The following is an 18564-nucleotide window of genomic DNA, read 5'->3' as shown; positions in this document are numbered from 1 at the left end:
CGTATGCGTACAAGCAGTGGGAGCAGACTTTGTTCTGTGACTGCGTACCTTTTGTATAATGGGTCAGCGACTTATTTTCAGTGGCGAGCTTAACCGAATAGGGGAGGCGTAGCGAAAGCGAGTCTTAATAGGGCGTCTAGTCGCTGGGAATAGACCCGAAACCGGGCGATCTATCCATGGGCAGGTTGAAGGTTGGGTAACACTAACTGGAGGACCGAACCGACTACCGTTGAAAAGTTAGCGGATGACCTGTGGATCGGAGTGAAAGGCTAATCAAGCTCGGAGATAGCTGGTTCTCCTCGAAAGCTATTTAGGTAGCGCCTCATGTATCACTGTAGGGGGTAGAGCACTGTTTCGGCTAGGGGGTCATCCCGACTTACCAAACCGATGCAAACTCCGAATACCTACAAGTGCCGAGCATGGGAGACACACGGCGGGTGCTAACGTCCGTCGTGAAAAGGGAAACAACCCAGACCGTCAGCTAAGGTCCCAAAGTTATGGTTAAGTGGGAAACGATGTGGGAAGGCTTAGACAGCTAGGAGGTTGGCTTAGAAGCAGCCACCCTTTAAAGAAAGCGTAATAGCTCACTAGTCGAGTCGGCCTGCGCGGAAGATGTAACGGGGCTCAAACCATACACCGAAGCTACGGGTATCATCTTCGGATGATGCGGTAGAGGAGCGTTCTGTAAGCCTGTGAAGGTGAGTTGAGAAGCTTGCTGGAGGTATCAGAAGTGCGAATGCTGACATGAGTAACGACAATGGGTGTGAAAAACACCCACGCCGAAAGACCAAGGTTTCCTGCGCAACGTTAATCGACGCAGGGTTAGTCGGTCCCTAAGGCGAGGCTGAAAAGCGTAGTCGATGGAAAACAGGTTAATATTCCTGTACTTCTGGTTATTGCGATGGAGGGACGGAGAAGGCTAGGCCAGCTTGGCGTTGGTTGTCCAAGTTTAAGGTGGTAGGCTGAGATCTTAGGTAAATCCGGGATCTTAAGGCCGAGAGCTGATGACGAGTGTTCTTTTAGAACACGAAGTGGTTGATGCCATGCTTCCAAGAAAAGCTTCTAAGCTTCAGGTAACCAGGAACCGTACCCCAAACCGACACAGGTGGTTGGGTAGAGAATACCAAGGCGCTTGAGAGAACTCGGGTGAAGGAACTAGGCAAAATGGCACCGTAACTTCGGGAGAAGGTGCGCCGGTGAGGGTGAAGGACTTGCTCCGTAAGCTCATGCCGGTCGAAGATACCAGGCCGCTGCGACTGTTTATTAAAAACACAGCACTCTGCAAACACGAAAGTGGACGTATAGGGTGTGACGCCTGCCCGGTGCCGGAAGGTTAATTGATGGGGTTAGCTAACGCGAAGCTCTTGATCGAAGCCCCGGTAAACGGCGGCCGTAACTATAACGGTCCTAAGGTAGCGAAATTCCTTGTCGGGTAAGTTCCGACCTGCACGAATGGCGTAACGATGGCGGCGCTGTCTCCACCCGAGACTCAGTGAAATTGAAATCGCTGTGAAGATGCAGTGTATCCGCGGCTAGACGGAAAGACCCCGTGAACCTTTACTATAGCTTTGCACTGGACTTTGAATTTGCTTGTGTAGGATAGGTGGGAGGCTTTGAAGCGTGGACGCCAGTTCGCGTGGAGCCATCCTTGAAATACCACCCTGGCAACTTTGAGGTTCTAACTCAGGTCCGTTATCCGGATCGAGGACAGTGTATGGTGGGTAGTTTGACTGGGGCGGTCTCCTCCTAAAGAGTAACGGAGGAGTACGAAGGTGCGCTCAGACCGGTCGGAAATCGGTCGTAGAGTATAAAGGCAAAAGCGCGCTTGACTGCGAGACAGACACGTCGAGCAGGTACGAAAGTAGGTCTTAGTGATCCGGTGGTTCTGTATGGAAGGGCCATCGCTCAACGGATAAAAGGTACTCCGGGGATAACAGGCTGATACCGCCCAAGAGTTCATATCGACGGCGGTGTTTGGCACCTCGATGTCGGCTCATCACATCCTGGGGCTGAAGCCGGTCCCAAGGGTATGGCTGTTCGCCATTTAAAGTGGTACGCGAGCTGGGTTTAGAACGTCGTGAGACAGTTCGGTCCCTATCTGCCGTGGACGTTTGAGATTTGAGAGGGGCTGCTCCTAGTACGAGAGGACCGGAGTGGACGAACCTCTGGTGTTCCGGTTGTCACGCCAGTGGCATTGCCGGGTAGCTATGTTCGGGAAAGATAACCGCTGAAAGCATCTAAGCGGGAAACTTGCCTCAAGATGAGATCTCACTGGAACCTTGAGTTCCCTGAAGGGCCGTCGAAGACTACGACGTTGATAGGTTGGGTGTGTAAGCGCTGTGAGGCGTTGAGCTAACCAATACTAATTGCCCGTGAGGCTTGACCATATAACACCCAAGCAATTTGCGTCGAAAGGCCAAGTTGCGGTGTGTGAAGACGAAACGAACCGAAAGTTCGATGTTCACAAACACCGAAAGCTGTCACATACCCAATTTGCTGAAGCGAGGCCATCTGGCCACGACTCAGTACCCGAATTTCTTGACGACCATAGAGCGTTGGAACCACCTGATCCCATCCCGAACTCAGCAGTGAAACGATGCATCGCCGATGGTAGTGTGGGGTTTCCCCATGTGAGAGTAGGTCATCGTCAAGATTAAATTCCGAAACCCCTGTCTGCTAACGCAGTCAGGGGTTTTGTTTTAGTAGAAACATCCGTTTTTGCTGGCTTGTTACCGTGTTGACGGGCCAGATACAGAATTTCTTGACGACCATAGAGCGTTGGAACCACCTGATCCCATCCCGAACTCAGCAGTGAAACGATGCATCGCCGATGGTAGTGTGGGGTTTCCCCATGTGAGAGTAGGTCATCGTCAAGATTGAATTCCGAAACCCCTGTCTGCTAACGCAGACAGGGGTTTTGTCATTTCAGGGCTTGTAAAAGCCAATTCTCACATCGCTTTACGTGCCTTGCTGGTACGGCGAGCCTGCCATTTGCGCCACCAGATGTAGACGCCAGTACCTGACAACCCTGCAATCAAAACACCTAACACCGCGATCATTACTTGCCCGGTCACACCAATGATCCTTCCTCCGTGTATCGGTAACTGCAACCGGTAAAACTGTTCCCCTAACGTCCCCTGTCCTGCGATCTCCTGCCCTAACAAGCGTCCATCCGTTCCATGAAAGAACAACCAGGATTTGCCATGGGCTTCAGTGTCGTGCTGCCCGAATCCTGCGCCGTAGAAGTTGTACTCAAAGCTGTAATACAACTCCCCGATCGCTGCAGTCAGTCCTAACCTTTTCCCCTCCTGTAGTGCCCTTTCGTACGCTTGCTGGTAACTCAATTGCGTCACCCCAAGATCACCAACAGGCATTCGCCCCCGAGCCTCATAGACGCTCGGCTCGATCGGTGAAAACAGCGACACCGCAGGCTTGAACACCTGGCTCGGTAAGTTCATCGCTACGCTGCTGACGGCGATCGGCAGCAACAACAGCCACAGCCACAATCCCCCCGCACGATGCAGATCGAAGTTCAGCCGGTAGGCATGCCCACCCTTGACCTTCCAGGCCGTCGACCACTTCTTCCAGAATGGCTTTCCTCTCGGCAATGTCAGCCACAGCGCAACGAAGCAATCGATCACCCAGGCAATGGCAACCAGGCCCATCAACAACAATCCCCAATTACCCGGCAACGTCAGGTTGTAGTGGAACTCAAGAATGAACGGGATAAAATTCTCCCGTTGAAAACAGCACTCGCCCCAATACCTCTGGCCCTTTTGCTCAGCATTCACCGGATCCAGATAGAACACCTGATTACGCTCAGCGAATGGCTGGCCGGTTCCCGGATCGTTACGCGGGACCATCGCAAGCAACGCGGTGTGGCCAGTCTCATTCGGGTACTCCATGTACCAGACCTGCAACTTTGGATGGGTACTCTGCACGGCATCAACCAATTCACCGGGCGGCAGTCGCTCACCCACTGCAGACGCGGCATAAAACTGCGGATTCAACCATTCATCCAGCTCATGATTGAACGCCAGGATGCTTCCCGTGACCCCGGCAAGCAGCAAAAAAACTGCGGTGGCCAAGCCGATATAACGATGCAACAAAACCAAAAACGCACGCATTGGAATTTCTCCACAGAAACGACAAAGCCAGCCCCTGAACCATCAGGGGCTGGCTTTTTTATGCACAGGACAAAAGGCTTAGAACTGGTAGCTGACCGTCGCCGCCACGTTGCGCTCTTCACCCATATAGCAGAAGTTCAGGCTCGCACAGGAGGCGACGTAGGACTCATTGGTCAGGTTGTTCGCGTTCAGACGCACATCGACGCCCTTCAAGCCGACCTTGCTCAAGTCATAACCAATCGAGGCATCAAATAATGTGTAGGAAGGTACCTTCAGGGTGTTTTCCGCATCAGCCCAGCTGTAACCGACATATCGCACACCGCCACCCAGGCGCAGGCCATCGAGCGCGGCGCTGTCGAATTTGTAGTCAGCCCACAACGACGCCATATGCCGCGGCGCCTGCGTTGGCGAGTTACCCTTGTTCTCGATCACTTCGGTCGGTGTGCTCAAGGTGCTGACCATCGACTTCGAGTATTCGATATCGGTGAAAGTGTAGCTGCCGAGCACTTTGAGGTTGTCTGTCAGCTGCATGTGCGCTTCCAGTTCCAGGCCTTGCGAGCGCACAGCACCGACCGCGCGATAGAAGTTCTCCTGCGGCAGTTTGGTCGCCAGGTTCTCCTGATCGATGCGGAACAGCGAGGCGGTGAACAGGTTGTCAGTGCCCGGCGGCTGGTACTTCAAACCGACTTCCCATTGTGTGCCGTCGGTAGGGGCTAGGGGGTTACCGACGCTGTCGGCATAGGAGTTTGGGTTGAACGACTCGGAGTAGCTGATGTAAGGCGCCAAGCCGTTATCAAACAGATACAGCGCGCCGGCACGGCCAGTGAGCTTGGTGCGTCGATCATTGATTTCTGTGCCGACCGGACGCGTAGCTTCCGCGATACGGTTTTCATCCGACGTCTCGACCCAGTCCTGGCGCAAGCCCAGCGAGAAACGCCATTTGTCCATCTCGATCAGGTCTTGCAGGTAAACCCCGGTCTGTTCCAGACGGCGCAGGTAACTGGTCTCGCCATACATGTCGATCGCCGAATTGCCGTACACCGGATTGAACGCATTGATCGGTGCAAGACCGCCACTGGTCCAGTCGACCACGGTTTTACGCCGCTGATAATCCGCGCCCATCAGCACGGTGTGTTTGGTCGCGCCGGTGAAAAATTCCGCCTGGAGCATGTTGTCGACGATAAACGCATGCAGACGCTCATCCCCGCCGGTGTAATAGCGGTTCAGCTCGTTGCTGCTCGGCGAGGTCCAGCCATAGGCGTAGACCTGATCCATGTTCACTTTGGAGTCGAGGTAGCGGAAATTCTGCCTTGCGGTGAAAACATCGTTGAAGCGATGTTCAAACTGATAACCGAACGATTGCTGATCACGCGAGTAACCATCGACGCCCGGCTCACCTTCGAAGAAGTGTGGCGAGATACGGTTGCCGTTGCGCTGATGAATGGTGCCGTCGGCCGGTACGCCGCCGTGGTAACCGCCATCCGGATCGTGTTGCAGATAAGCCTGCAGGGTCAGCGAAGTGTCTTCACTGAAATCGATACTCAACGTGGGTGCGAGGGCGAAACGCTTTTCCTTGTTATGGTCGAATTGCGTGTCGGACTGATCTGTTAACCCGATCAGACGGTAGGCAATGCGCTTGTCGTCATCGACCGGACCGCTGAAGTCAAAACCGACCCCGCGCTGACCCTGCGTGCCCACCGTCGCTTGCACCTGGTGGTAAGCCTCGTACAACGGTTTCTTGCTGGTCAGCGCCACCAGACCGCCCGGTGAACTGCGGCCGTACAGCACCGACGACGGTCCCTTGAGAATGTCCACGCGCTCAAGAAAATACGGATCGACCTGCATGGTGCTGTAGGTACCGCTGTCACCCATCGACTTGAGGCCGTCGAGGTAGATGTTGTCCACCGAGCCGTCGTTGAAACCGCGCATCGCCACATAGTCATAGCGATGGGTCGCGCCGTACGGGTTGGTCAGAACGCCCGGGGTGTAACGCATTGCCTGCGAGACAGTCTGCGAGCCTTGGTCATCCATTTGTTCGCGAGTAACCACCGATACGCTTTGCGAGGTTTCCAGCAGCGCAGTACTGGTCTTGGTGGCGATCTGGCTGTGAGTGGCGTTGTAGCCATCCATGCTGCCCAAGGCGTTGCCGAGGGCGAAGCCTTTGATGTCGGTGGTCGGCAGGGCCAGTGCTTCGGTCTCAGCCAATGGGCGCAGGATGTAACTGCTGCCGTCCTGACTAACCGCTTCCATTCCGGAGCCACCGAGCAAATGGCTCAACGCCTGATCGGTCGAATATTCACCCTGTACGCCCGGCGATTGCCGCCCTTGAGTTTGCTGCGGGGTCATCGACAACGTGATGCCAGCCTGACGGGCAAACTGATTCAGCGCCTCACCGAGAGGGCCCGCAGCAATACTGTAGCGATGGCTGACTTCACCGCCAGCGGGAGTAGCCGCCATGCTCAAAGAAGGCATCACACCAACGCCCAATGCAGTCGAAAACAGCGCCGCTCGAACGGCGTGGCGCAATAGGCCAGATTCGGTATTGAAATTCAGAGAGTTCTTACAGGTGGCGCGGACAGTCATTGTAGGTATCCGTAGGAAGTCGCAAACGCTTGAGTTGAAGTGCTTACTGACTAAGCCGGACTGGCTGAGAAAACCCGCCAAAATAATTTCAGGCGATGCGCTCCAGCGTCACCCACCAACGCGTGCGATAGCGCAATTGCACCGGCAACGTCTGCGGCAGAATCGCCAGCAGTTTGTCGGTGTCTTCCAGGCGGAATACACCGGACAGACGCAGTTCCGCCACTTCCGACGCGCAATTCAGAAAGCCCTGACGATAACGGCTGACTTCGCTGAGGAAATCCCCCAGACGCATATTGCGCGTGACGATCAAGCCATCGACCCAGGCGCCAGCGTCCATGTCCAGCGTCGGGGCCGGACGGACCTGGTGATGGTCGATCAGATAACTCTGCCCGGCGAGTGCTTCTACCGAGGTGCCGCCGGAGTGGATGGCAACCTGGCCATGGGTGACGCTGAGCCGCGTGCAGTCATTGTCCTGACGCAGGATGAATCGGGCATCGAGGGGCTCATAAGTCCCGTGACGATTTTGTACCCGCAGCGGCCGATCAGTCGGCGCGCCCTCGTCGGAGCCACCACACGTGACAATGATCTCGCCGCGAGTCAGTTTGATCAGGCGCTGTTGCGCGGTGTAATCCAGATCCACCGCGCTGGCAGTGTTCAACTCGATCCGGGTACCGTCCGGCAACTGAAAGCCGCGCCGCTCGCCCGTCGCGGTGGCGTAATCGGCATTCCATTGCTGCCACGCGGCACTGTCCTTGGCCAGCCAGGCGGCGGAACCCATCAGCAATGCGCCAGACAATAGCTTCAGCGCCTGTCGCCGGCCCAAACCCTGCGCACTGTTTTCAAGGGTGTTGAACGCCACTTGCGCACCGGGCACCGCGCGCAGGTTATTGCTCAACTCGGCTTGCAGCGACTGCACCCGTTGCCAGGCCAGTTCGTGCTCATGGTGTTCGGCGCGCCACTGTTCGCACTGGCGATTCAGGCGCGGATTGCCGTGATTGTTGCGCAGTCGCAACAGCCAGTGAATGGCCTGCTTGACCACCTGTTGCTGCGGCTCGGTGCGGCGGCTCAGAGAAAGATTATCCACAGGCATCAGCTTTCGTACCGCAGCACGTAGCAGTGATACAGCGCATCGGCGACGTAGCGTTCAACTGAGCGCAACGACAGTCCCATCTGCTCGGCGATCTGCTTGTGGGTCAAACCTTCGCACTGCGCCAGCAGAAAGGCCTGACGCACTTTCGGCTTCAGTCCTTCAAGCATGCGCGCAATGCTCTCCAGCAATTCGATCACCAGCGCCCGGGCTTCAGCACTCGGTGTTTCTGCTTCAGGCAAATGGGCGATCGTTTCGAGATAGGCCCGTTCGATTTCCTCACGGCGCCAGTGATCGATCACCAGCCCACGCGCAATCGTGCGCAGGAAGGCGCGGGGTGCTTTGAGTTCGAGGCGTTCGGTGCGTTGCAACAGACGGACGAAAGTGTCCTGGGCCAGATCTGCCGCGTCCGCCGCGTTGCCCAGCCGTGCGCGCAGCCAAGCGTTAAGCCAGCCGTGATGACTACTGTAAAGCGCCTGTACTGCAAACTCAGGTGAGGACATGAACGCGAACGTCACAAATGATAATTACTCGCATTGTCATCAAGGGTTATGAAATTTGCAACAGCCACCCGAACATCAGCCCTGAAAAACATTGGGGAGAACGCTCTGGCACGCCGTTCGGCGGGAATCCTTCAGAAATGTCATCCATTTCCCGCTCAGCCCTAAGATTTCTCCGACACGTGCCGACAGACTGGTGAGACATGCGTGCACCAAAGTAGAGCGGCCTGAAGAACGCTGCCTGCGCTGTACATGGAATGTTGCATCCGGAACGCATCCCCACTTTTCGCATAAGAAGTCCCATGAAATGAATCTCAAGTTCAGCCATAAAATCCTGTTGGCCGCCTCGGGCGTCGTGGTCCTGGCGTTCGCGCTGTTCACCCTCTACAACGACTATCTGCAGCGAAACACCATTCGCCAGAACCTCCAGTCCTCTGTGCAGCAGGCCGGTGATCTGACCGCCAGCAGCGTGCAGAACTGGATGAGCGGGCGGATTCTGGTGCTGGAAAACCTCGCGCAGAACGTTGCCCATCAGGGCAAGGACGCGGATTTCCCGGGCCTGGTCGATCAACCAGCCTTCACTTCGAACTTCCAGTTCACCTACGTCGGCCAGGCCAACGGTGTGTTCACCCAGCGCCCTGACGCGAAGATGCCGGACGGCTACGACCCACGTCAGCGCCCTTGGTACAAGCAAGCCGTTGTGGCTGACAAAACCATGCTGACCCCGCCGTACATGGCCGCTGTCGGTGGCCTGGTAGTGACCATCGCCATGCCGGTGAAAAAGAACGGCGAGCTGCTCGGTGTGGTCGGTGGTGACCTGAGCCTGGAAACCCTGGTGAAGATCATCAACTCGGTGGACTTCGGTGGCCTCGGCCATGCGTTCCTGGTCAGCGCCGACGGTCAGGTGATCGTCAGCCCGGACAAAGACCAGGTCATGAAAAACCTGAAAGACATTTACCCGAACACCAGCGTGCGCATCGAGAAGGGCAACCAGAACGTCGTGCTCAATGGCCAGGAACGCATTTTGTCGTTCACTCCGGTCAGCGACCTGCCGAATGCGCAGTGGTACATCGGTCTGTCGATCGATCGCGACAAGGCCTACGCCGCACTCAGTCAATTCCGCACTTCGGCGTTGATCGCGATGTTTGTCGCCGTGGCCGCGATTGCCTTGCTGCTGAGCCTGTTGATCAATGTGTTGATGCGTCCGCTGACCACCATGGGCCGTGCGATGCAGGACATTGCTCAGGGCGAAGGCGACCTGACCCGTCGTCTGGTTGTGGAAAGCAAAGACGAGTTCGGTGAATTGGGCAGCGCGTTCAACCAGTTCGTTGAGCGGATTCACGCGTCGATTTCCGAAGTGTCTTCCGCCACCCGCCACGTGCATGATTTGTCGCAACGCGTAATGGCGTCGTCCAACGCCTCGATCGTCGGCTCCGACGAGCAAAGTGCGCGCACCAACAGCGTGGCTGCGGCGATCAACGAACTGGGCGCCGCCACACAGGAAATCGCCCGTAACGCTGCCGATGCTTCGCAACACGCCAGCGGCGCGAGCGAGCAGGCCGATGACGGGCGTCAGGTGGTCGAGCAAACGATCCTGGCGATGACCGAGCTGTCGCAGAAGATCAGCCTGTCGTGCACGCAGATCGAAACCCTGAACGCCAGCACCGACAACATCGGCCATATCCTTGATGTGATCAAAGGGATTTCGCAGCAGACCAACCTGTTGGCGCTCAACGCCGCAATTGAAGCGGCGCGTGCCGGTGAAGCCGGACGTGGTTTTGCGGTGGTGGCAGATGAGGTGCGTAACCTCGCCCATCGCACCCAGGAATCGGCGGAAGAGATCCACAAGATGATCACCTCGCTGCAGATCGGTTCGCGCGAAGCGGTGACCACCATGAACGCCAGTCAGGCCTCCAGCGAGCAGAGCGTGGAAGTGGCCAACCAGGCCGGTTTGCGTCTGGTCAGCGTGACTCAGCGCATTGGTGAAATCGACGGCATGAACCAGTCGGTGGCTGCGGCGACCGAAGAGCAGACCGCCGTGGTGGAAACCCTCAACGTCGACGTTAACCAGATCAACCTGCTGAACCAGCAGAGCGTGGCCAACCTCAATGAAACGTTGAAGGATTGTGATGCGTTGTCGCAGCAGGCCAATCGCCTGAAGCAGTTGGTCGACAGTTTCAAAATCTGATTTTCAGATTGAAGACCGCGTTATCGTTCTTCGCGAGCAGGCTCGCTCCCACATTTGGAATGCATTTCCCTGTGGGAGCGAGCCTGCTCGCGAAAGCGGTGGTGCAATCACCGCAAAGCCGAAGCCTTAAACAAACAGTTTCAGCACATTCCCCATCGCATCATCCGCAAACCCCTGCACAAACTCCTTGAACCCCGGCAACGCCTCTTCACCGCCCGAAGCCGGCTCGGCAATGATCGTCCACGTCGCCCGGGATTTACCTGCGCCCAGCGACTCCACATTCATCGCCGCCCACAGATTCGCCACCCCCAGCGTGTTGTAAATCGTCGTCCAGGTCATGCTCCGCGCCTGCTCATCGCGGGAGTTGAGTTGTTCAACCACCACGTTGCCATCCTTGAAGAACTTCTTGCGCAGCGAGGACACGCCCTCGCCGGTCATTTCGATGTGCGACAGCGCCGGAATGAAACGGTCGAAACCGCCGAAGTGGCCGACCACCGCCCAGACTTGCGTCGCGTCCGCTGGCACTTTCACCGAAGACACAACGTGGCAGCCATGCGGGTTTTTGATCAGGGTATCCGGTTGAAAATTGCTCATGGTGTTGCTCCTTTTTTTCGCTTCAGATGAAGTTGATTTGTTTCAGGTAGTCGCAGCCACGACGCAGCAGCGCCGGGGATTTCTGTGGGTAATGCGCGCCCATCTGCTGCACGCCGGCCTCGGCGTTGGCGTGGCCGATCAGGGAGATGTCGCCGATGTCTTCTTCGAAGCCGTTGAGGTAGAAACCGAGCACGCCGAACAGCGCGTTGTCGGCGTCGACCCGGCCCAGTTGCTGTTGCCAGTCAGCGACGCTGACCAACGCGAACTCGCTGCCGCTTTCGCGGAACGACGCGACATAGGCGTCCCAGCTCAATGGTTCGGGGTTATGCAGGTTGAACACCGCACGTTCCGGCGAATAACGGCTGGCGTGGAAGGCAATGAAACGGGCGAGAAAGTCCACCGGCATCAGGTCGAAATTCAGCGCGAAGGCTGGTACCTGGCCGAGCTGGATCGAGCCTTTGAGCATCAGCATCAAGCGGTTTTTGTGCGGCTGACAAACGCCGCTCAAGCTGTTGAAACTGATGTTGCCGGGGCGATACAGATTGACCCGTACGCCGTGTTCCCGTGCCCGTTCGAGGATGCGCTCGCCGACCCATTTCGACAGGTTGTAACCGTTGCGAATGTAGATCGGTGGCGTCAGCGCGGCGGGCAGTTCCAACACCCGTCCCGCGTCATCGACCGTGCTTGAAGCCGACAGCGTCGAGACAAAATTGAAGACCTTTTTGCTCTGCCCTTCACACAAGCGCAGCAGGGCGAAAATCGGCTCGACGTTGTCCGCCGCCAGCGACTCGTAATCGAGCACGTGATTGACGTTGGCGGCGTTGTGCACCAGTGCGCCGAACTCGCGATCAAGGCGCTGATAATCTTCGTCGTTCATGCCCAGTTGCGGGCGCGTAATATCGGCCGCGTAAACCCGCACGCGACTCACATCCAGATGCTCCAGGCGGTTTTCCCGCAGTGACTCGGCAAAGCGTTGCGCCGCCGTTTTCCCGCCGCCATCGCGTACCAGACAGGCCACTTCGCTGGCGCCCCAACCGAGCAGTGCCTCGACGATGTGCACGCCGACAAAACTGTTGGCGCCAGTGACGATGACCTTATGCACATCGCCCATGCGGCTGATCGGCAGTGGCTCGATATCAAGCGCGCGCTCGGCGTCGGCCATGGCCTGGGCGCTGAGCACGGCGCTGTCATCGGTGCCGCGCACCAGCGTGGCGAGTTTGATGATGGTCGGCAGTTCGATGAAGCGGTTGATCGAGATGCTGCGGCCGAACTCCTCACGCAGCCGCAGCAACATTCGCGACAGCAGAATCGAGTGGCCACCGAGATTGAAGAAGCTTTCGTCGGTGGAAATATCGCTGTTCGGCAACTCCAGCAATTCCGCCCAGATCTCCAGCAACAGCGCTTCGTCGGCATTCGCCGGCAGGCATTTCGGCCCGTTGTCCTGCACGCTCACTGGCAGTGCCAGCAGCGCTTTGCGGTCGACCTTGCCGTTGCTGGCGAAAGGCATGTTCGGCAGTTCAGTCCACGCCACGGGTTGCATGTAGTCGGGCAGAAACTGCCGGGCGTGGGCCTTCAGGGCTTCGCGCGCGGTGTCCGATTGCGGCTGGGTGAGAAAGGCGAGAATGCGCCGCTGACTGTCGATCACCACTGCGATTTGCCGGTACAACTGGCTCTCGCGCAGGCAGCGTTCGATTTCTTCCGGCTCGACCCGGAAGCCGCGGATCTTCACTTGATTGTCGCGCCGTCCGCACAACTCGATACCGTGCTCGCCCCACTTGGCCATGTCGCCGCTGCGGTAGGCGCGCAACGTTTGGCCGTCCGGCAGATTCAGGGTCAGATAGCGCTCGGCGGTATGCTGTGGGTTGTTCAGATAGCCGACACAGACGCCGGGGCCGACGATGAACAATTCGCCGACGGTGTTCTGCGACACCGGTTGCAAATCGTCATCGAGAATCAGCACCTGGCTGTTGGCGATCGGCGCACCGAGGCTGCGGTTGCTGTCGCCGGGTATCAGTTGACGCGCAGTGATCAGCACCGTGGCTTCGGTCGGGCCGTAAAGGTTGTGCAGCGTGCCCTGACGCGTCAGCTGCTCGATGACGAACGGCTCGCAGACATCGCCGCCGGTCATCACTTGCACGCCTTCCAGTTGCTCCAGCGGCAGGATGCTCAACAGCGCTGGCGGCAGGAAGGCGTGGGTCAGTTGCCGGCGCCGGATCAACGCGACCAGTTGCAGCGGATCGCGCCGTTGCGTGTCGTCGGGCACCACCAGTTCGGCGCCTTCGAGCAGGGTCGGGAAGATGTCGATCAGTGATGAGTCGAAGCTCAGTGACGAGAACTGCAAGACCCGACTTTCTGCCTGCAACTGCACGTAATCGGCGTACCACGCCGAGAAGTGTGCAAGGTTGGCCTGACTGAGCAGCACACCCTTCGGATGCCCGGTGGTGCCCGAGGTGTAGAGCGCCATGCACGGCGCATCGAGCTCTGGGCGTCGGCACATCAGCGGTTGGCTCAGATCCGCGTCTGCGCTGGTGATGTGACTGACATCCAGCCCCGCCATGGTTTCGCCAAGCGGATGCTCGCCATCATGCAGCAACAACAACGCGCCCGAGTTTTGCAGAATGTATTGCTGGCGCTGCAACGGATGACTCGGTTCCAGCGGCAGATACACCGCACCGCTGCCGAGGATCGCCAGAATCGAGGCGAACAGCGCCGGGCTTTTCGGCAGGCAGATGCCGACCACCCACGGTTGCGGATGTTGCTCGAGCAAGGGCTGCAAACGCTGTTGGATCGCGCGACTGTGGGCGTGCAGTTGGCGGTAGCTGATCGACTGTTCGGCGAGGTGCAGCGCCGGTCGTTCGGCATGACGGATCAGGCTTTGTTGCAGACGCTCGATCACTGGGAGCTGCGCCTGCTTCAGCAGCGCCGGATTGGCCGTGTCATTGAGGCGATGGACGTACGCCAGGCTGTCGAGAAACAGCAGGTTTTCCATCCGCTCGAAATCCGGTGCAGTCACCGGCGCGACCTGCTGAAGATAGTCAGCATCGCGGGAGATGCGGCTGACCAGCAGCGCCACTTCGTCCACCACCTGCGTCAGCACTCGCTGGCGCAGCGCCTGACCGTTGCCGGACGGCTCATCGCCGATCGGCACACGACTGATCAGTGACGAGCCGAGGAAGCACAGCAGATCGAGTGTCGGTAAACCCGCCGCGCTCAGCGCGCCAACCCCCAAACGCAGATGCAGGTGTGGGATCGCGCAGAAATCGCCGGCGCCGATGAAGCCATCGTCGATGATCAAATCCACCGTCGATGCCGCCACGCCGCTGCGCCGCAAGGAGTGCCCGTGTTGTTCCAGTTCCTGCGCCAGGTCGGTCATGGCCTGGCTGGCGCCAATCAGCAAAATGTCGAGACGTTTCATGTCGGCCTCCTCATCAAACCAGGTAATCGCGCAAAGCGTGCTGCACGCACGGCGTATCGAGCAGCGAGCTGTTGTGGAAGAACTTGACGATGTTGCCCACCAGCGGATGGTGGCGATTGATCGGGAACGCCAGCCCGGCCATCTCGTCCCTGAGCGAGCGCCGTGTGGCCTCGCTGACCGGCAGCGCGTCGATCAGGCGCAGGTCGAAGGATTTCTGGATGTCGTTGGTCAGGTAATGGCCGATGAACACCGGCAGAATCTGCGCGATGGTTTCGCGATCCGCCGCGCTGGCGGTGTGCCAATAGATGCGCACCATTCGCGCCCAGAAACTCGAATGGCGACCCTCATCGAGCAAGTGATCGGCCATCAGGCCTTTGATCGACGGCTTGACCGTGTCGTCGCGGGCGAACGCCGCGACATCGCCGGTCACGGTGTTTTCGGCGATGGCCACGCAAATCAATTCCATCGCGCTGCGCAGGTGTTCCGGTGCCAGCGCTACCGCCGCAGGAATCGCCCGGCTCAACTCGATTTCATCGGGCAACTGAATCGGTTCGATGCCGGTCATCGCCACCGTTTGCTGCATGAAATCCATCGCCACCAAGGCGTGGTAATCCTCATCGACCACCACGGTCATCGCGTCGTAACGACAGGCAAACGGGAAGGCCACGGCGAAGCGATTCTTGGCGATGCTGCGCGCGGTTTTATCTACGATCTCGGTCTCGAAAATCACTACGTCGTTGATGAATTTGTACAGCGTCTGCACCAGGGCGAAATCGCGCTGTTGCGGGCACTCGCGCAGGAAGGTTTCACTGAGCACCAGTGGCTGACGACTGAGCGGGTAGATCAGGCGTTCATCGTCTTCCAGCACGCGGCGCGGGCGAGTGCGGATGGTGGCGCGGTTCTCCCAGGCGTCGGCAAAGGATTGATAGTCGGCAGCGTTCATTGGGTCACCTCCGCCAACGGTTCGCGCATGCTCAGGCGCAGGCCGTCCCACAAGGCGATGCGGCTTTCCACGGCAGCGATGGCGCTGGCGTAGACCTCGGCTTCACGTTGCGGGTCGCCGTCGACCAGGCGTTCGAGCAGGTGTTCTGCCGCCGGGCCATGGTCTTCGGAGTCGACCTCGATGTGGCGTTCCAGGTAATAGCGAAAGGTCGGCGCCTGTTCGATGCCGATGCCCCAGTCGTCAAGAATGCGCTGGAACATGGTCGGGATCACGCTCTCACGGCCATGCAGAAACGCCGCCGCCACGCTGTGCCCCGGGGCATGCAGGGCGGTGCGCAAGGTGTCGCGGACAAACTGCGCGGCGGCCGGATCAACCTCGACGCTTTGCAGCGCGACGTCATAGCTCACACCTTCCTGTTGCAGGGCGACAAAGCGCTCCACGGCCGTGGTACTCGCGCCGATTTCGCGCATCGCATCCAGATACAACTCGAAATGGCTGTAATGACCTTCGTTCAGGCGATCATCCGATTCTTCACCCAGAACGATCTCGTTGATCAACCGGGCGGCGTGAGGGTCACGCGGCGGTAGCCAGGGCAAACGCGTGCAGGTCAGTTCCTGCTGCAGGCGTTTGGTCAGCGACATGAAATCCCACACGGCAAACACGTGGGTTTCCATGAAACGCCGCAAGACCGATAACGAAGTGATCTCGGAAAAGATCGGGTGAATACTAAGTTCGGCTTTCTTCAGGGCGAGTTGGTTCTTATTGGGCATCATGATGTCCTTTATCGTTGATGTGAAATGGAACTGCTCGGCTAACTGCGCAATCTGTGAAACAACAACTTACTTGTTTTCTGTCAGCGGACGACAGCCTTCCTTCCTGATAGGTAAGTGCGGATCGATCTACCTGTGACATGGCGTCATGTCTGCCCATAAGGCGCTGCCTGCTTGCTGCTGGCGTTGGGCGGGTGCCGAAGCGAAGAACAAAGTTCAAACTTGGCGAGGAAAAGCTAATACACCGACAAAGTATTTAACAAGTACATTCTTAATTATTTTAAGTTTGCTGTTTTTTGAAGTTGAGTAGAACCGATAAAACTTTTGGCTGAAGTTTTATTTGGGCGTAGTTGCTCCTTTCGGCGAATAACGGCCAAAATTGATCGATAAGAGTGAATGCCTCACTCGAAGCAACTTTCCAGTAATAAGAGTTGAATGATTTAAAAGGGCGGAAGTTGGCCGTGACCCCGCGCCATGACTTCCTTTTTCCCGTGGCAAGGCTCCTTCCGTAGGTTCCTGGTGCGGGGACTGCGCCGTCAGGGCGGCGCGTCGCCCGTTCTTTATGGGGTTGGCCGTTCAAGAGTGCGGGTAAATGAGCGCCACGGCTATTACCGATTCATCAACCGCGAGGTGCAAATTTCGGCCTGAACGGCGCAGGGAGGTTAGAGCGGGCAGGCGGATCCGCCCACCCGAGGGCTGGCAGATCGCTTGGGGATTTGTAAGAGAGTGATTCGCGGAGGGTGCGCGCTCAGCGCGCGGCTTTGCGGCTTTGCGCGGCAGGGGTAGCGAGATAGCGGGTAATCACCTCGACGCCCCGATTAAGGTGCTGCTCGAGGAGTTTGATCGACAGTTCAATGTCGCGCTCCTGTACGGCTTGCAGCATCGCCCGGTGATCGTCCTGGGACAATTTGCCCAGGCCCATGGCCTCAAGGTTGAAGCGCAGAAAACGCTCCTCTTCGTTAAGCCCGTCTTCGACCAGTCGCAGTAAACGTTGGTTGGGCGCCTTGCTGTACAGGGCCATGTGGAACAAACGGTTGAGCCGGCCGATTTCCGTGTAATCGTGTTGCGCCTCCAGCTCTTCGATGTAACCGGCCGCGCGCGTGTGATCGGCAGCGGTCAGCAACGGAATCGACTGGCGCATGGCTTCGGATTCGAGGAGGATGCGCAGCTCGTAGGTTTCGGTGGCATCGCCCTGAATCAATGGCGCGACCACTGCACCTTTATGCGTAGTAACGCTCAGCAGTTCCTGGGCTTCGAGCTGGCGCAACGCTTCGCGCACCGGCATGCGGCTGACGCCGAACAAATCGGCCAGATCCTGCTGGCGCAGCGCCGTGCCGCAGGGCAGACGACCATCGAGGATTGCCGAACGCAGGGTTTCCTCGATCACCGACCGGGCCAGATGCGCAGGAATCGGTCCATCGACTTTAATGCTGTGCAGCGGTTTGGGCTTCTGTGTCACGACTACGCACCCTGTATGTCGGCCTGATTTGGATCCAAATGACACTAGTGATTGCTCTACAGGTTGTCAAACCTTGTAAAACATCGGGCGCCAACTGAAGTTTAGCGCGTCGTCGATGATCTCATGGTGCCATTGTTTTTTGCCGGGCTAAGCTTCACCATCAAACGCTTTCTATCCTGCCTCCTGGAAACCTGCTGTGGCGGTACGTTTCGCGATCCCCCGGACGTTGCGCTGGCTAGGCTGCGCACTGTTGCTGGCCGGCATGATGCTGGGCGGTCTGCATGCCGATTGGGATTTTTCCACGATCAGCCGCAAAGCCACGGCGCTCTACGGACCGTTGGGTGCCGGGCAGCAGCGCATTGATGCCTGGCAAAATCTGTTGGCCACGCAGAAACAGGTCAGCGAGATGGAAAAGCTCAAAGTGGTGAACCTGTTTTTCAATAAACAGGTGCGCTACGTCGAGGACATCGATCTGTGGCACGAGGTCGACTATTGGGAAACGCCGATCGAAGCCTTATGGAAAGGCGCCGGCGACTGCGAAGACTATGCGATCGCCAAGTATTTCAGCCTGCGCCACCTCGGGGTTTCCAGTGACAAGCTGCGCATCACCTATGTCAAAGCGTTGCGCCAGAACCGCGCGCACATGGTCCTGACTTACTATGCCACCCCCGATGCCATGCCGCTGGTGCTCGACAGCCTGATCGATCCGATCCAGCCGGCGTCGCAGCGAACCGATTTGCTGCCGGTCTACTCTTTCAATGCGGAAGGGTTGTACCTGCCGGGCGCCAAGGGCAACAAAAAGGTCGGTGATACCAAACGCCTGTCACGCTGGCAGGATGTGTTGAAGAAAATGCAGGCCGAAGGTTTCCCGGTCGAGACGACTAACTAGGAGCACGCG

General features: G+C 57.8%; 11 protein-coding genes and 3 rRNA genes (1 of these 14 running past the window's edge). 5 read left to right on the top strand and 9 right to left on the bottom strand.

Annotation, left to right across the window (positions count from 1 at the left end; translation table 11 throughout):
- The 3 genes from KBP52_RS17840 to rrf (KBP52_RS17830) form a co-directional block, all read left to right on the top strand.
- Positions 1–2387 (top strand): 23S ribosomal RNA (locus KBP52_RS17840) (it extends 507 nt beyond the left edge of the window).
- A 150-nt stretch (positions 2388–2537) separates the two neighbouring features.
- A 5S ribosomal RNA gene (gene rrf, locus KBP52_RS17835) occupies positions 2538–2653 on the top strand.
- A gap of 107 nt (positions 2654–2760) precedes the next feature.
- Positions 2761–2876 (top strand): 5S ribosomal RNA (gene rrf / locus KBP52_RS17830).
- Positions 2877–2948: 72 nt separating this feature from the next.
- On the opposite strand, the gene KBP52_RS17825 is transcribed toward rrf (KBP52_RS17830), so the two are convergent.
- The 4 genes from KBP52_RS17825 to KBP52_RS17810 form a co-directional block, all read right to left on the bottom strand.
- A complete protein-coding gene (locus KBP52_RS17825; RefSeq protein WP_212620665.1) occupies positions 2949–4127 on the bottom strand; it encodes a PepSY domain-containing protein in 1179 nt (392 codons plus the stop codon).
- Between the two features lie 78 nt (positions 4128–4205).
- A complete protein-coding gene (locus tag KBP52_RS17820; RefSeq protein ID WP_212620664.1) occupies positions 4206–6710 on the bottom strand; it encodes a TonB-dependent siderophore receptor in 2505 nt (834 codons plus the stop codon).
- Between the two features lie 88 nt (positions 6711–6798).
- Positions 6799–7800 carry a FecR family protein gene (locus tag KBP52_RS17815; RefSeq protein WP_212620663.1) on the bottom strand — a complete coding sequence of 334 codons (1002 nt, stop codon included), beginning with the start codon at positions 7798–7800 and terminating at the stop codon, positions 6799–6801.
- Positions 7800–8300 (bottom strand): sigma-70 family RNA polymerase sigma factor, encoded by a 501-nt coding sequence (locus KBP52_RS17810; RefSeq protein WP_026000801.1) that lies wholly within the window; start codon positions 8298–8300, stop codon positions 7800–7802. Before KBP52_RS17810 ends, KBP52_RS17815 begins: the two co-directional genes overlap by 1 nt.
- Positions 8301–8604: 304 nt before the next feature.
- Here KBP52_RS17810 and KBP52_RS17805 point away from each other — a divergent pair, with 304 nt between their 5' ends.
- Positions 8605–10485 carry a methyl-accepting chemotaxis protein gene (locus KBP52_RS17805; RefSeq protein WP_077570036.1) on the top strand — a complete coding sequence of 627 codons (1881 nt, stop codon included), beginning with the start codon at positions 8605–8607 and terminating at the stop codon, positions 10483–10485.
- Positions 10486–10611: 126 nt separating this feature from the next.
- On the opposite strand, the gene KBP52_RS17800 is transcribed toward KBP52_RS17805, so the two are convergent.
- The 5 genes from KBP52_RS17800 to KBP52_RS17780 all read right to left on the bottom strand — a co-directional run bounded on the left by KBP52_RS17800 (position 10612) and on the right by KBP52_RS17780 (position 17666).
- On the bottom strand, positions 10612–11079 hold the full coding sequence (locus tag KBP52_RS17800) for an SRPBCC family protein (RefSeq protein WP_212620662.1): 468 nt from the start codon (positions 11077–11079) through the stop codon (positions 10612–10614).
- 22 nt (positions 11080–11101) lie between these two features.
- Positions 11102–14494, bottom strand: a complete 3393-nt coding sequence (locus KBP52_RS17795; RefSeq protein ID WP_212620661.1) for an amino acid adenylation domain-containing protein — start codon at positions 14492–14494, stop codon at positions 11102–11104.
- 13 nt (positions 14495–14507) lie between these two features.
- Positions 14508–15437 carry a diiron oxygenase gene (locus KBP52_RS17790; RefSeq protein WP_212620660.1) on the bottom strand — a complete coding sequence of 310 codons (930 nt, stop codon included), beginning with the start codon at positions 15435–15437 and terminating at the stop codon, positions 14508–14510.
- Positions 15434–16210 carry a DUF3050 domain-containing protein gene (locus KBP52_RS17785; protein WP_077570044.1) on the bottom strand — a complete coding sequence of 259 codons (777 nt, stop codon included), beginning with the start codon at positions 16208–16210 and terminating at the stop codon, positions 15434–15436. The genes KBP52_RS17790 and KBP52_RS17785 overlap by 4 nt, the downstream gene beginning before the upstream one ends.
- A gap of 745 nt (positions 16211–16955) precedes the next feature.
- The gene (locus KBP52_RS17780) at positions 16956–17666 is read right to left on the bottom strand and encodes a GntR family transcriptional regulator (RefSeq protein ID WP_212620659.1); all 711 of its coding nucleotides are present in this window, start codon (positions 17664–17666) and stop codon (positions 16956–16958) included.
- Positions 17667–17862: 196 nt separating this feature from the next.
- Between KBP52_RS17780 and lapG the strand changes: the two genes are divergently transcribed.
- The gene (lapG, locus tag KBP52_RS17775) at positions 17863–18555 is read left to right on the top strand and encodes a cysteine protease LapG (protein WP_016987655.1); all 693 of its coding nucleotides are present in this window, start codon (positions 17863–17865) and stop codon (positions 18553–18555) included.
- The last annotated feature ends 9 nt before the right edge of the window (positions 18556–18564 follow it).

The organism is Pseudomonas sp. SCA2728.1_7 (assembly GCF_018138145.1).
GTDB classification, from domain to species: Bacteria; Pseudomonadota; Gammaproteobacteria; order Pseudomonadales; family Pseudomonadaceae; genus Aquipseudomonas; species Aquipseudomonas koreensis_A.
The sequence above is the reverse complement of the archived record's forward strand: the minus strand, read 5'-3'. Positions and strand labels throughout refer to the sequence as shown.

Coding starts and splice junctions, on each gene's coding strand:
- KBP52_RS17825 (WP_212620665.1), bottom strand. CDS start 4,127: ATGCGTGCGTTTTTGGTTTTGTTGCATCGTTATATCGGCTTGGCCACC.
- KBP52_RS17820 (WP_212620664.1), bottom strand. CDS start 6,710: ATGACTGTCCGCGCCACCTGTAAGAACTCTCTGAATTTCAATACCGAA.
- KBP52_RS17815 (WP_212620663.1), bottom strand. CDS start 7,800: ATGCCTGTGGATAATCTTTCTCTGAGCCGCCGCACCGAGCCGCAGCAA.
- KBP52_RS17810 (WP_026000801.1), bottom strand. CDS start 8,300: ATGTCCTCACCTGAGTTTGCAGTACAGGCGCTTTACAGTAGTCATCAC.
- KBP52_RS17805 (WP_077570036.1), top strand. CDS start 8,605: ATGAATCTCAAGTTCAGCCATAAAATCCTGTTGGCCGCCTCGGGCGTC.
- KBP52_RS17800 (WP_212620662.1), bottom strand. CDS start 11,079: ATGAGCAATTTTCAACCGGATACCCTGATCAAAAACCCGCATGGCTGC.
- KBP52_RS17795 (WP_212620661.1), bottom strand. CDS start 14,494: ATGAAACGTCTCGACATTTTGCTGATTGGCGCCAGCCAGGCCATGACC.
- KBP52_RS17790 (WP_212620660.1), bottom strand. CDS start 15,437: ATGAACGCTGCCGACTATCAATCCTTTGCCGACGCCTGGGAGAACCGC.
- KBP52_RS17785 (WP_077570044.1), bottom strand. CDS start 16,210: ATGATGCCCAATAAGAACCAACTCGCCCTGAAGAAAGCCGAACTTAGT.